Source organism: Streptomyces sp. B8-7 (assembly GCF_058833805.1).
Genome location: NZ_JBYRRL010000002.1, coordinates 1,402,175 through 1,416,050, shown reverse-complemented (window position 1 = coordinate 1,416,050; position 13,876 = coordinate 1,402,175). Strand labels below are relative to the sequence as shown.

Annotated in this window: 8 protein-coding genes; 6 read left to right on the top strand and 2 right to left on the bottom strand. The window is 74.4% G+C overall.

The window, feature by feature from the left end; all coding sequences use genetic code 11:
- Window positions 1–175 precede the first annotated feature (175 nt).
- The 3 genes from AC5K6T_RS14790 to AC5K6T_RS14780 are packed head-to-tail and all read left to right on the top strand — an operon-like array spanning window position 176 to window position 4,346.
- Entirely contained in the window at window positions 176–2,233 is a 2,058-nt protein-coding gene (locus tag AC5K6T_RS14790) for a right-handed parallel beta-helix repeat-containing protein (RefSeq protein WP_493209100.1), read from the top strand.
- The gene (locus AC5K6T_RS14785; RefSeq protein ID WP_493209098.1) at window positions 2,230–3,048 is read left to right on the top strand and encodes a hypothetical protein; all 819 of its coding nucleotides are present in this window, start codon (window positions 2,230–2,232) and stop codon (window positions 3,046–3,048) included. Before AC5K6T_RS14790 ends, AC5K6T_RS14785 begins: the two co-directional genes overlap by 4 nt.
- Before the next feature lie 5 nt (window positions 3,049–3,053).
- Window positions 3,054–4,346: a hypothetical protein gene (locus AC5K6T_RS14780; RefSeq protein WP_493209366.1), complete on the top strand. Its 1,293-nt coding sequence runs from the start codon at window positions 3,054–3,056 to the stop codon at window positions 4,344–4,346.
- Window positions 4,347–4,492: 146 nt separating this feature from the next.
- Here AC5K6T_RS14780 and AC5K6T_RS14775 read toward each other — a convergent pair whose 3' ends face one another.
- Window positions 4,493–5,482, bottom strand: a complete 990-nt coding sequence (locus AC5K6T_RS14775; protein ID WP_493209096.1) for an aldo/keto reductase — start codon at window positions 5,480–5,482, stop codon at window positions 4,493–4,495.
- A 242-nt stretch (window positions 5,483–5,724) separates the two neighbouring features.
- Window positions 5,725–10,611 (bottom strand): CHAT domain-containing protein, encoded by a 4,887-nt coding sequence (locus AC5K6T_RS14770; RefSeq protein WP_493209095.1) that lies wholly within the window; start codon window positions 10,609–10,611, stop codon window positions 5,725–5,727.
- Window positions 10,612–10,715: 104 nt separating this feature from the next.
- Here AC5K6T_RS14770 and AC5K6T_RS14765 point away from each other — a divergent pair, with 104 nt between their 5' ends.
- The 3 genes from AC5K6T_RS14765 to AC5K6T_RS14755 all read left to right on the top strand — a co-directional run bounded on the left by AC5K6T_RS14765 (window position 10,716) and on the right by AC5K6T_RS14755 (window position 13,773).
- Complete coding sequence (locus AC5K6T_RS14765) at window positions 10,716–11,108, top strand: hypothetical protein (protein WP_493209093.1); 393 nt, start codon at window positions 10,716–10,718, stop codon at window positions 11,106–11,108.
- Entirely contained in the window at window positions 11,105–12,037 is a 933-nt protein-coding gene (locus AC5K6T_RS14760) for a hypothetical protein (RefSeq protein ID WP_493209091.1), read from the top strand. The genes AC5K6T_RS14765 and AC5K6T_RS14760 overlap by 4 nt, the downstream gene beginning before the upstream one ends.
- A gap of 452 nt (window positions 12,038–12,489) precedes the next feature.
- Complete coding sequence (locus AC5K6T_RS14755; RefSeq protein ID WP_493209090.1) at window positions 12,490–13,773, top strand: ATP-grasp domain-containing protein; 1,284 nt, start codon at window positions 12,490–12,492, stop codon at window positions 13,771–13,773.
- Window positions 13,774–13,876: the final 103 nt, after the last annotated feature.

Sequence of the window (13,876 nt, the reverse complement as noted above, 5' to 3'; positions counted from 1 at the left end):
CGCCAGAAGAGCCCCGGGCCCGGCAAAACGCCCGTCCGGCCGGACTCGCGCACACCCCGGCGGACCGACCGGCCCGCCTCCGGGACCGCCCGGTCCGAGGGGAACAGGCTCCGCCGCACCCCTTTGACCGCTAATCGGCTTCCGGACACACGGCGTTTCCTCTACCTTCCCGGACATGAGGATGGCATGGGCACGTCACTTAGCGATCGTCCTCGCCGCGGCGGCGGCCCTGCTGATGACCGCGCCGCCGGAGGCGTCGGCGCACGAGGAGCGGAACGTCGTCCTCCCCGACGGATCCGGGAGTGTCCCGGCGTACCGTGGCGGGGAGCCGGACCTGCTGGTGTGCAAACTCGGCGCGGCCGCCTTCGAACGGCGCATCGCCCGCTTTCCCGAGGAACTGCGCCGACGCAACCTCCGGCTCCACCGACGGTGCGCCCGGGAGGGGTTCCGCCACATCCAGCAGGCGGTGGACGCCGTCGACCGGCCCGGGATGACGATCGCCGTACTGCCCGGCCGCTACGAGGAGGAGCCCTCGCAGCCGGAGCCCACCGGTGCGTGCGCCCGCCTCGACGCACCGCGCGCGGCCCTGGGCTACCAGGTGCTGTCGTTCGCCCAGCAGAAGCAGTGCCCGCACAACCAGAACCTGGTCGCGGTGCTCGGCAAGCGTGACCTGCAGATCGAAGGCACCGGCGCCGGACCGCTCGACGTGGTGGTGGACGCGGGCTACCGCAAGCTCAACGCCATCCGCGCGGACTCCTCCGACGGCATCGTCCTGCGCAACCTCACCGCCCAGCGCACCACCTTCAACTCCGTGTACATCCTCGCCACGGACGGGTTCGCCATCGACCGCGTCCTCACCCGCTGGAACGACGAGTACGGCTACCTCACCTTCGCCAGCGACCACGGGCTCTACCGCGACTGCGAGTCCTACGGCAACGGCGACTCCGGCATCTACCCCGGCAGCGCCTCGGACATCAACGACGGCCGCGGCTACGACGTGCCGCGCTACGCCATCGAGATCACCGGCTGCCACAGCCACCACAACCTGCTCGGCTACTCGGGCACCGCCGGCGACTCGGTCTGGGCCCACGACAACGAGTTCGACCACAACACGGCCGGCGCCTCGATGGACAGCGTGTTCCCGGGGCACCCGGGGCTCCCGCAGAACCACGCCCGGTTCGAACGCAATCTGATCCACGACAACAACGAGGACTACTACCCGTACGTCGCCGACGGCACCTGCGCCAGGCCGCCCGCCGAACGCGGCTACGAGCAGGGAACCGTGTGCCCCCAGACGTCGGTGCCGCCGGGCACGGGAGTCATGGTCGCCGGCGGCAACCGGAACCTGTTCGAGGACAACTGGGTCTACGGCCACCGGCGGACCGGCTTCCACCTCAACGCCGTTCCCGCGTTCGTCCGCGGCGACGACGCATGGTCCCACCAGAGCGACACCTCGCACCACAACCGCTTCCACGGCAACCACCTCGGCACGGCACGGGACGGCACCGAGCACCCCAACGCCACGGACTTCTGGTGGGACGGCCAGGGCCGGGGCAACTGCTGGCAGGACGACGCCTCCGGCAGCGACCCCCGGACCCTGCCCAGCTGCGGAGACCGGCCCGGGCAGCTCTCCGGCGGATCGCACCGCCTGCTCGGCGAGCCCGTGAAGACCGCCCAGCTGATGGTGTGCTCCGACTACGACGTCAGGGCGCGGCGGCTCCCGGCCGGCTGCGACTGGTACGGCGCCACGGGCATCGAACGCATCGAGGTGCAGATCGCCCTCGCACTGGCCGCCGTCCTGGCGCTGGCCGGCGGCATGCTGTGGTGGCGCAGACTGCGCCGGCACCGCTGGGCCACCGCGGCCGCCGTGGCCGGGGCCGCCGGCCTGGCCCTCGACGTGGCGGGAGAGACCACCTCCCTGTCGGCGTCGTTGGTCCCCCCGTCCGCACTGCTGCTCATCGGGGCATGGTGGACCGTCACCGGGCTCGCCCTGCGCGGCCGCAGTCCCGCGTTCGGCTGGACGACGGTGGCGCTGGGCCTGCTGACCCTGCTCGACGCCTTCGACCAGGCGGTGCTGATGATTCCGTGGACCCCCCTGAGTCCGGCCTGGCTGCGCGGTCTCCTCGGGGCGGTCTGGGTCGTCTGGGCGGTGGCCGCCGCGGCCCCCCGCCCGGCTGAGCGCCGTCGCAGGAGGTCCGCGGCCGCGGCCACCGCCGAAGGTGCCGCGGCATGAGCCCCTTCCGGACCCGGCACCGCGTCACGGCACTCGCCCTGCACACCGCCCTCCTCCTCACCCTCTGCACGGCCTGCATCGACCGGCCCCGGACCCACCACCGGCCGGGGACCGGCCACGAGGTCGCGACCGCTCCGGCGGGCAGCCTGCTGCCGGCCGACGGGGCCCACCCGCACGACAGGCTGCGGCAGGTCCCCCGCCAGGAGGCCCCCGCCGTCACCCTCACCGTCCGGACCGACGCGGAGGACGGCTGGAACATCCGGGCGGACGTCAGGCGCTTCCGCTTCACGCCGGACAGCGTGGGCGGCGCGGCGGTCCGCGGCAGCGGCCACGCTCACCTGCTCGTCGACGGCAGGAAGGTCGCCCGGATGTACGGACGATGGCACCATCTGCCGGCCGGCGCGGTGCCGCCCGGCGCCCGGACCGTCACCGTCCGGCTGGTCGCCGACGACCACACCGCCTGGGCTGTCGACGGCCGCCCCGTCCAGGACAGCGCACCGCTGCCCGGAGCCCCTCCGGGCAGCGGGACGCCGCCGCAGGACTCACCCGAGCCGGACCACACCCTGGCGGTGACGATCGAGAACGGCGCGGTCACACCCGCGCCGGGCCGCCTGGCACTGCGCAAGGGCCAGTCCCTCGCCCTGCGCGTCACCAGCGACACCGACGACGAGCTGCATGTCCACGGTGCGGAGCGGTCCGCCCGGCTGAGGGCGGGCCGCACCACCACCCTGTACGTGGTGATGGACCGGACCGGGCTCTTCGAGGTGGAGACCCACCGCTCCCGGCTGGTGCTGACCCAGCTCGCGGTCCGTTGACCCGCCTGACGGACCTCGCCCACGGCGTCGGCACCCGGCACGACCTGCCCGTGCCGGCCTTCCACGCCTACGCCGGAGCGCTCGCCGCCCTGCTGTTCTCGTTCCTCGCGCTGGGCCTGCTGTGGACCGAGCCCCGCTGGAACGGCGACGACGCCGGCCGCCCGCTGCCCGGCGTCCTGCAGCGCGCGGCGCGTTCCGCCGTCCTGCGCCGCGCCCTGCAGGGTGCGGGTCTGGCCGCCGCCGCGGCCGTCCTCCTCGGGCTCCTGTACGGCCCGGACGACCCCGGCCGCAATCCGGCCCCCGGAGCCGTATACGTCCTCCTCTGGTGCGGACTGATCCCCGCCTCGCTGCTGCTCGGCCCGGTATGGCGCCTGCTCAACCCCTTGCGGACGCTGCACGCCCTGATGTGCCGTGCCCTGCGCCGGCCTGCCGCCGGGCACCGGGCCGGTCTGGTCCGGCGCCTGGGCCACTGGCCGGCCGCGGCCGGGCTGCTCGCCTTCACCTGGCTGGAGCTCGCCTCCCCCGCGCCTGCCTCCCGTGCCGCCCTGCTGGCCTTCCTCCTCGGCTACGCCGCCGTGCAGCTGACCGCCGCAGCCGTCTGCGGGCGCAGCTGGTTCGACCGCGGCGACGCCTTCGAGGTCTACTCGTCGCTGCTCGGCAGGCTGGCCCCGCTGGGACGCGCAGCCGACGGACGGCTCGTCGTACGCGCCCCGTTGCGCAGCCTGGACGCCACGCCGGCTCCCCCCGGCCTGGTCGCCACGGTCTGCGTGCTGCTGGGCGGCACGGTGTTCGACGGCATCAGCAGAACCCCGCCCTGGACCGCCCTCGCGCAGACGTCCCCGATCGGCCGCGCCGCTACCGCCACGCTCGGCCTGCTGGCCGCGGTGGCCGCGGTCGCCCTGCTCTACGCCTCGGCCGTCGGCGCGACCCGTCTCGTGGCCGGACCGCTGCCCCGCCCCCTGGGGGCGTTCGCGCACTCGCTGATTCCCGTCGCCGCCGGGTACCTGGTCGCCCACTACTTCACCCTGCTCACGACGGAGGGCCCGCGGACCGTCGCCCTGGCGGTCGGGGCCGGCGGGCCGGGCGGGCCGGCCGCCGCGGACCCGCCGCTCTCCCCCACCGGTGTCGCCACCCTCCAGGTCACCGCCGTCGTCACCGGCCACGTGCTCGGCGTCGTCGCGGCACACGACCGGGGCCTGCGCCTGCTGCCCCCGGCACGCGCCGTCCCCGGGGAAGTCCCGCTGCTCGTCGCCATGATCTGCTACACCCTCGGCGGCATCCGGCTGCTCGTCGCCTGAACCCGCGCCGACGCCGGCGTACCGGGCGGGCCGGGCGGAGTCCGCTGCGCCCCGGCGGCGCCCCGGCCGGCCCCGGGGAACGGTGCGGCCGGCCACGGCGGCGCTGCGGCCGGCCGACGCCATGGCGACGCACCCGCACCCGGAGCTCAGCGGTCGAGGGTGCGCATCCCCGCTTCGTCGTACCGCTCCCCCGCCGCCTCCGGCAGCTCCGACGCGATGCGGGCCAGGTCCTGTGCGGTCAGCACGACGTCGGCCGCGGCGGCGTTCTGCTCCAGGTAGGTGCGGCGCTTCGTGCCCGGGATGGGCACCAGGTCCTCGCCCGCGGCCAGCACCCAGGCGATGGCCAGCTGGGCCGGGGTCACGTCCTTCTCGGCGGCGATCTCCTTCACCTTCGCCGCCAGCCGCAGGTTGGCCTCCAGGTTGGCCTCCTGGAACCGCGGGTTCGCGCGGCGCCAGTCGTTCGCGTCCAGCTCGTCCGGGGTGGTGAACCGGCCGGCCAGGAAACCGCGGCCGAGCGGGGAGTACGGCACGAACCCGATGCCGAGCTCCCGGCAGACGGGCAGCACCTCCGCCTCCACGTCCCTCGACCACAGCGAGTACTCGCTCTGCACCGCGGTGACCGGGTGCACGGCGTGCGCACGCCGGATGGTGTCCGCCCCGGCCTCGCTCAGCCCGATGTGCCGCACCTTGCCCTCGGCCACCAGCTCCCCCAGCGCGCCGACCGTCTCCTCGATGGGCACGTTCGGGTCGACCCGGTGCTGGTAGTACAGGTCGATGCGGTCGGTGCCCAGACGCTTCAGGGAACCGTGGACCGAGCTGCGCACATGCTCCGCGGAGCCGTCCTGCGGGCCGACCGTGCTCATGTCGCCGGGTACCGCACCGTCCATCCGGAGGTTGAACTTCGTGGCGATCACATACTCGTCGCGGTGCCCCCGGATCGCCTCGCCGACCAGCGACTCGTTGGTCAGCGGCCCGTACACCTGCGCGGTGTCGAGGAAGTTGACGCCGAGGTCGAGGGCGCGCCGGATGGTCGCGATCCCCTCCTCCTGGTCGGCGGACCCGTAGAAGGCGGAAATGCCCATGCACCCGAGGCCGATCGCCGATACCTCGAGATCCCGCAGACTGCGCTTCTGCATGCCGTGTCCCAGCCTCTCTCATCCTCGTTCTTCGGCCGAACGGCACGAAGTCCTCCATCCGGCGGCGGAATCCGCCGCCCGCACCCCGTGAGGCATGCCGGGCAGCGGGCCTCACGCGGTGTCCACGACGCTACGACCTGGAGCACACTCCAAGGCAAGTCGGCAGCGACCGGGCCCGGCCGGGCGGGCCACCGGGCCGGCGCAGCCGTACTCGTCCGCATGTCTGGGCGCGGCCGGCTCGCTCAGTGGCCCGTGTACGTGAAGCCCGCCCAGAAGTACGGGTGCGCGTAGGGCTGCGTCCCCGCCCACAGCAGCCGGGGGACGCTCCCGGAAGGGCCGGGGCCCACGGCGTCGGGGAAGCGCTGCCGAAGCTTCTCGTTCGTGCTGTCCCTCAGCCACAGCTGCGCCCGCCGCAGCGCCGTCGAGGGCTCCGTGCCGTCCTCCCAGTACGCGTAGAAGGCCGCCATGAGCAGGTTGGTCGCCTCGTCCGGCACCTGCCACTGCGCGGCGACGACACCGGCGGCGCCGATGACCAGGAACGCGGAGGACAGACTGACCGCTTCATGGGAGGACTGGACCCCGGAGACCGTGGTGGAACAGGCCGACAGCACGCACAGCCTGGCATCGATCCGGGTGTCCATGAGGGTGCCGAGCCGGAGGTGCTGCCCGCCGGACAGCCGCAGCGAACTCTCCAGAGGGCGCAGGTGTGACACGACTCCGTGGCAGGCGAAGTGCAGCACGTCGCAGGCGGGCAGGTGCTCCAGTGTGCGGGCCGCGGTGGCCTCGCCGCCCCGGAGGCGGACGTGGTCGGGGAAGCGCCGCAGCGCGGCGGTCATCTCGGCATCGGTGCGAAGCGGCGCCGTGTCCGGTTCCGGATCGTCCACGGCGAGCAGCCGGGCGGCCGGACCCGGCGCACCGCGAACGCGCCGGACCGCTCGGGACAGTGCCCTGGCATTGGGCGCGTAGGTGACGCGGACCAGGTCCAGGGCGTAGGTGTCGCCCGGCGCGGGCCGCAGGTCCGCGGACGCCCGCGCGGCGTGGAACGGCAGGAACGACAGCGTTCCCGCCGGGATGAGCGTGATGGCCCGGTGCCCGGCCATCTCCTCAAGGACCGGCTTCATCACGGCCGTCCAGAGCGCGGCGCTGATGACGCCGAGGGCGGGCAGCGCGGCCGGCCCCGCAGCGCTGAGCAGGCCCGCGGCGAGAAGGTCGGCGTTCGCGCTGTTCAGGGGCAGTCCGACGTGCCCCGGGCGGTCCTTGCCACGCTCGATGGTGAGGGCCAGACCACCCCAGGGCGTGGCGAGCAGGTACACGAGGGGCCGCACCTCGGCTGCGGCGCGGATGTCCTGCAGACCCGGCGGCTTGAGGAAGTCGCGGAATCCCTCGACCTCGCGGATCTCGTCGATGAGCGTCTGCAGTTCCTCGCGACGCCTCTTGAGCGGCTCCGCCCACCGGCCCGCCGTGGCGGGGGTGCCCGGCCGGCGCAGGCCCTCGTGCGAGGTGCCGAGGAGCGCCTCCAGCTCCGCGATGGCGTGCGCGTGATCGTGGTAGCGGCGAACGAGGTCGCCGCGGCCGGCGTCCTCCAGCCCGCTCAGGTCGGCGGGTTCGCGTTCCAGGGCCTCGGACAGCATCGCGGCCAGTCCGCGCTCGGCGATGACCGCGGCCGAGGCCGTGTCGCCGAGCTGAACGTAGGCGTACGCGCCCAGGCAGCTGAGCCGGCCCAGCTCGGCGGCGGCGGCTTCCTTGTGGGCGCGCACCAGCTGGGTGCGTACCGAGGTCTCGTGGTGGGCCAGGCCGAGCACGGCGGCCTCGACCGCTTCGGCCCAGGCGCCGCGGTCACCGGCCCATCGGGCCCAGACCTGGGCTCCTCGTCGGAGCGGGAAGCCCTGCTCGACCGCGGTCCGGCAGGCCGAGCGCAGGGTTGCCGACGCCCGCGCGGCATCCTCCTGCGAGCCGTCCCGGGAGTACCTGAGGGTCAACGCCTCACCGAGGGTGGCCAGATATCCGGGCAGCAGCGCCGACGCCGTCGTCTCGTGGGAGACGCACCGTTCGGCCAGGGTGATGGCCTCGTCCAGGTCCTCGGGGGCGCGGGTCCGCCCGTACCGGCGCATGAGCACGGCTGCCAGGTTGTGCAGGGGACGTGTGCCGACCTGCGGGGTGGGGCGGCCGTGCAGCGCGTCGCGCAGGGAGGTGATCGCCTCGTCGAGCATGGCCGGGTCGGGTGCCAGATCGTCGAGTCTGAGCTGTGCGGTGGCCAGGTCGACGGCGCGGCGCCATCGCAGGGCCGACCGCGGGTGGGTCGCTTCCTGCAGCCTGCGGTAGAGGGAGACCGCTTGCCGGAGAGAGCCGATGTCGTGGAGCTGGTGGCCCCGGTTCTCCAGGGCGATGGCGAGCTGCCTGGCGAGTTCGGGGTCGGCCTGTTCCTCGTGGCCGGCCCCGAGAACCTCGATCGCCTGGTCGAAGCAGAGGAGTTCGCCCGTCGCGATCCCCAGCGTGTAGAGCGCGTTGCCGTACTGCATGACGAGGTGCGGTTCCGGAGGGTTCCCGGCCGTCAGCTCCCGGAGGATCGCGACGGAACGGTGGAGTGCGGCGACGTCCCCCGTCGCCTCGTAGAGCACGCCGAGGCAGAACCCGTGGACCTGAGCCGCCAGCGCCGCGTCGCCTGTGCCGGCCCCGGCTTCGCGTGTCGCCTGGAGGATCTGCACGGCCCTGTGCACGAGGGCGACGTCTCCGGTGTGTTCGAAGAGACGGACGAGCAGGATGGCCGTGCGGCAGCGGCTGCCGCACGTGGCGCCGTCGACCTCCGCGAGCCTGTCGGCGATCAGCGCGTGGACCCGGCGTACCGGGAGGGCGTTCTCCCCCGCCGCGTAGCCCTCTTCCAGGAGCGTCTCGCAGAGCAGGTAGACGACATGCTCATGGAGCTCGCTGCCGCCGGGCGCCAGCTGTGCCGCCTCACCGAGCAGAGTGACGGCGGCCGCCGCGTCCCCCACGTCGCGCCGGTCCAGGAGCAGCAGGGCGAGGTGGTGGACGGCCGTCAGCCGGCCTGACGGACCGCAGTCCTCGACTGCTTCGCGGCCCAGTGCGATGGCCCGGTCGAGGGAGTTCCGGTCGCGCGTCGCCCCGTAGTGGAGGTCGAGCACCCGTCGCACGCTGCCGCGGACCTGGGAGCGGTCGTCCCGGCCCAGTTCCCGGGCCGCGGCGAGGTGCCCGAGCGAGGCCTCCGCGAGGGCGAGGGCACGGTCGAAGTCCTCGGCTCGCCCCCTCGTTGCACCACGCGCACGGGCCCGGTGGGCGAGCGCCGCCGCCAGCAGGCTGTGGACCAGGGCCTGCGCGTCGGGCGCCGCGTCCTGCGCGAACTCCAGGTTCCCCAGCAGCTGCACCGCTTCGTCGGCGTCCGCCAGGGACACGGCGCTCCTACGGTGCGTCAGCAGCGCGGCGGCGAGGTTGTAGGGGAGCAGATCCAGGAACCGGGGCCGGCAGCGCCGCCACAGCTCCCGCATCTCGTGGACGATCCGCCGGCGGAGTGCATCGGGCACATCGCGTCCGCCGAGGGTCGTCGCCTCGGCGGCCAGCACCAGGACCCGCACCCTGAACTCCTCGGTGGCGCACGGCCATCGGGGATCGTCCAGCAGCCCGGACACTGCCCGCGCGGCGCTCTCGGCCCGTGTCCCGGTGGCACGGTGGCTCTTGACGGCCTCCGTCAGGGCCAGGCACCGTACGGCCATCGCGTCGTCCGCCATGCCCGCGACACCGGACTTCTCGGCGAAGGCCCCGTCGATGCCTTTCTCCAGGCACACTTCCACCAGATGCTGATGCTGGCGCCAGGCCCGCGCGCCGCCGTCCTGCCCCTCCGCCTCGGCCTTCGCCGCGTTCCGGGCGAGTACCTCCGCCACGGCCCGCATGCTCTCCGGGTGGGCCAGGAGCAGGGCCCGCGCATCGGTCCAGGTCTCCGTGCCGCACAGCTGCTCCGCCAGTGACCGGGCGAGCTGTCCGGGCTCCGGCACCGGGGAGCAGGTCTCGTCCTGCGGCCGGCTCGGCACCAGGCCGCGGTCCAGATCGGCCAGACAGACGCGGGCCGTCTCCGCCACCCGGGGCACGGGAGCGCCCACGCAGATCTCCCAGTGGCGACGCGCCTCCCGGCGCCGCCCGAGGTTGGCCAGCGCCGAGCCGAGATCGAACCGGGCGCGCCATGCGTGCTCGGGGTGGTTTGTGGCGAGGGCCGCTTCGAGGGCGTGCTCCGCCTCCTCGAAGCGTCCGGCGGTGAGGAACAGTTCACCGATGTTGGTCAGGGCCCGGGCCTGCTGATCGGAGTCGGGCATGTCCGCGGCCGTGCGGTACGCGGCGAGCGCGTCGCTCACCCTGCCGAGTTCGGCGCACATCAGGCCGAGGTTGACCGCCGAGTCCGCCAGCCCCTCGGCGATGGCGATCCGGAAGGCCGCCTCCGCGGATTCCGGGTCGCCGGTCCTGCTGAGCAGATTGCCCAGGTTGTTGGCGGCACACGCCCTGGTGGAGGGAGCGGCCTGCGCGATCGCCTGCCGGTACGCCCGTTCCGCTCCGGCCCGGTCACCGCGGTCGGCGAGGAGCACGGCCAGATCGAACGCCGCCTGACCGCCGGAGGCGCCCTCCTCGCGAGCCGCGAACGACAGCAGCTCGACGGCCCGCTCCGGCTCGTCGCTCACCACCAGCATCGCGAGCGCCTGGGCGGCGAAGCCCGATTCCCGGGTTCCGGCGGCCACCGCGCGTTCCAGGGCGGAGACCGCCGCGGCGTCGTCTCCCAGGGCCCGGTACGCGGAGCCGAGGTAGATGTCGGCGACGGTCCGCTCCTCCCGGCCGCCCAGCGTCCGCGCGCGGTCGAGCGCCCGGACGGCCTCCTCGCTCTCCCCCCGGTAGAGATGGAGCAGGCCCATGTTGCTCCACTGTCCGGCTGTCAGGGGGTCCAGGTCCGCACGGGGTTCGAGCCCGCAGGCCAGCCTGACCGCCGCGGCCATGTCGTAGCCGTCGAGGAGCAGGGTGTGGGCGGCGACGAAGTCGCCGACGTCGTACGGACCCAGCGCCAGCATGTCGGCGAGCACCGGAGCGACCGCCGCGGGCTCGTACTGCACCGTCACACGACGGCCGGGTCCGGTCACGGTTCCTCCCCCGGTGGACGACTCCACGCACGATGTCGCCATCGTCCCTCAACTCCTCGCCGGACACACAGGGTTGTGATTGACTTGTCCGGGGGTGGATGAATGTGAGCGACGACCTTCTGATCACCGCCAGGACAGTCCGCGGACACCTCGGGATGCTCCTCGGGGCCGACCGGGCGGAGCAGATGGACCAGCTCCTCGCCTCCCTGCTGGTCCGGGCCGTGCACGGCGACGACGTCGACGAGGCACTCGCGGCCGCCTTCTCGGCCGACGCGACCCTGCGCGCCTTCGCGTCGGCCGTTCTCGCCGATCCGGCGCACCGCCCGCCCCGCGTCCGGGAGGTGCGGCTCTTGGGCGACGGCGAGATCGTCGACGTCGACCGGTTCCACTGCCCCGAGGGCGACGTCATCTGGTACCGCTTCGACGTCGGTGAACACATCCCCGAGTGCCCCACCCATGGCGCGCGCCTGCGGCGCGCGGAAGCCGGCCCCGCGTGACAGGCACGTTCTGGGAGTCGGTCGGCGGCAAGCTCGCCGACCGGTGGGCGGGCACGGCCGGGCCGGCGCTGGTCTTCTGGGCGGGCGGGCTGCTCGCCTGGCTGCTCGGCCATGGCGGCTGGGACAGGCTCGCCGACCGCGGTGCCTGGCTTCAGCGTCAGTCCGCCGCGGGGCAGATCGCGACGCTCCTCGCCCTGCTCCTCTGCGTGGTCGCGAGCAGCGTGGCGGTGGGCTGGGCGGTCGAGGGAACCCTGCGGCTGATCGAGGGCTACCTTCCCCGGCCGCTGGCGTTCCTGCGGCCGTTGCTCCTGAGGTGGACCCGGCGGTCGGCACGGCGCGTCCTCACCGAGCTCCGTCAGCTGGCGGACGAGGTCGCAGCAGAGCGCGCCACGGCGGAACAGCGGGCCCGGTTCCAGCAGCTGGACCGCCGCCGCCGGGACTGGCCCAGCCGGCCCGACCGCTACATGCCGACCAGGGTGGGCAACATCCTCCGCGCCGGGGAGAGCCGCCCGGCGGACAAGTACGGCCTGGACCCGGTGGCGGTCTGGCCCCATCTGTGGCTGCTTCTGCCCGGCCAGACGAGGCAGGACCTCATCGCGGCACGGACGGCTCTGGACGGCGCGGTCGCCGGCGTCCTGTGGGGACTGCTGTTCTCGGCCTTCACGGTCTGGACCCCGTGGGCCCTGCCGGTGAGCGCCGCGGGGGTCACGGTCAGCCGCCTCCTTCTGCTCCCCGCCCGGGCCCGCGCCTTCGCCGACCTGGTCGAGGCGGCCGTCGACCTGTACCGGACCGACCTGTACCGGCAGCTGCGGTGGCCGCTGCCCGCCAGTCCGGCGGCGGAGAGGGCGAGCGGGCGTCTCCTGACGACGTATCTGGTGCGCGGGACCGATGCGCCGCACCCCGCCTTCACGCCCCCCGGCGCGTCCTGAGCGGCTCCGCCGGAGCGCGTCCGCCGGGCAGGACGAGGGCCGCCCGGCCTCCCGTGTCTCCTCCGGTCGGGGGACGGCCGGTTCCACCGGCGCGGTGGCCGGCCGGCGGTGGACGCGACGGGCTCGGTGCGAGCGTGGAACGGCCCCGCCCGACCGGCCCCGGGCGTGTCGGCGCCGCCGTCCGGTCCCCTGCCTGTGTCCATGTCCGCCGCAGGGCCGGGCGGATACCGGTGCTCCGCACGCGTGACGCGCCCCTCGCTCCCCGCACGCCGCTCCGGGTCCTGCCCGGCCGCATCCCCCCTTCGGAGAGGCGGTACCGGCCGGCGAACGGTCCGATCGGGGGATCCCGGCCGTGCTCGCGAGCCCGTTTGCTCGAAGTGCACAGCGCCGGGCCGGCGCAGCGGACACGCACCGGCCGGCGACGAGTCAGGGGGCGGTCAGGAGGCCGGAACGTGAATCTTCCCCGGGTGGCGGTCATCCACTCGCCTGCGGGCAGCGCGGACCTGAGCGACATCGAACGGTCCGCCGCCGGTGTGTGCGAACCCGTCCTGCTGTTCACCGAGGACGTCGCGTGCGCCCACGGCGACGTCGTCGACGCGGCGGAGCGGCTCTTCCCGGTCGCGGTGTCCCCCGCCTCGCAACTCGCCCGCACCGCCGCCTCCCTGGCGCTCACCGGGGTCACGACCTTCCACGACGCGCATGTCCAGGACGCCGATGACGTGGCACGGGCGCTGGACCTGCCGGGGGCGCCGGCCGTCCGGTCCCCGTGGGACAAGTGCGTTCAGCGACGGCGCCTGCTGGCGGCGGGACTCACCGGGGTCCGCTGCCGCCGGGTGGACCGCCTGCGCGACTTCGACCGCGCCGTCGCGGAACTGGCTCTGCCGTGTGTGCTCAAGCCCCGGCGCGGAGCCGGCGGGTCCGGGGTGGCCTTCCTCCGCGACCTGCGGGACGTCGAGTACCAGCGGGCGGCACGGACCCGCTGGGCCGGACTGACCCTGGAGACCCTGCTGCCGCGGGGTGCTCATCCGGTGCGGCCGGACTGGCTCGCCGACTTCGTCTCGGTGGAGACGGTGAGCGGCGGCGGCACTCACGAGACGGTCGCCGTGTTCGACAAGCTGCCGGTCGAGGTCGTCCCGCACGGAGGCCGCGACGGCGCCGACGCCGTCAGCGTGACCGGGGACGTCCTGGCATCCCAGCTGCCCGCGGACCTGCACGACGCCGTCTGCGGATACGTGCGGGACTGCCTGGAGGCCCTGGGAGTACGGTGGCGCGTCACCCACACCGAGGTCCGGCTCACCCCGCACGGCGTGGACGTCATCGAGGTCAACGGCCGGGTGGGCGGGCACCTCAACCGGCTGCTCCGTCTCGTCGGGGGCACGGATCTGGTCCGGTCCGCGTTCTGCGTCGCGCTCGGCACGCCCCCGTCGCCGCCCGGCGCGCGTGCGGACGACTACGTGATGGGGTACTTCCCTCCCTTCCCGGTCCGAGCCGGCCGGGTGAGGTCCCGGGTGACCGCGGCCGCGGTCCGCGGGCTCGACGGCGTCGACGGTGTCGACGAGGTGGCGACGGCCGGTGCGGCCCGGGAGGACTCCGGCCACCGCATGGCGAACGTGACGCTGCGGGCCGCCACCCCGGAGGGGCTGCGCAGGAAGGCGTCCGGCGCGGCGCGCGGCCTTCGTGATCTCTTCGCCGCCGACGCCGCCGGCGCCGCCCACATCGCGGGAGGAGCCGGCTGACCGCCGCCGCAGGCCTTGCGCCTTCCTCCGTGGAGCGGGCTCACGGCCCGGCCTCCGCGCCGCGGGCGCAGGGTGCCTGCGGCGCGGAGCACGGCGCCGGTAG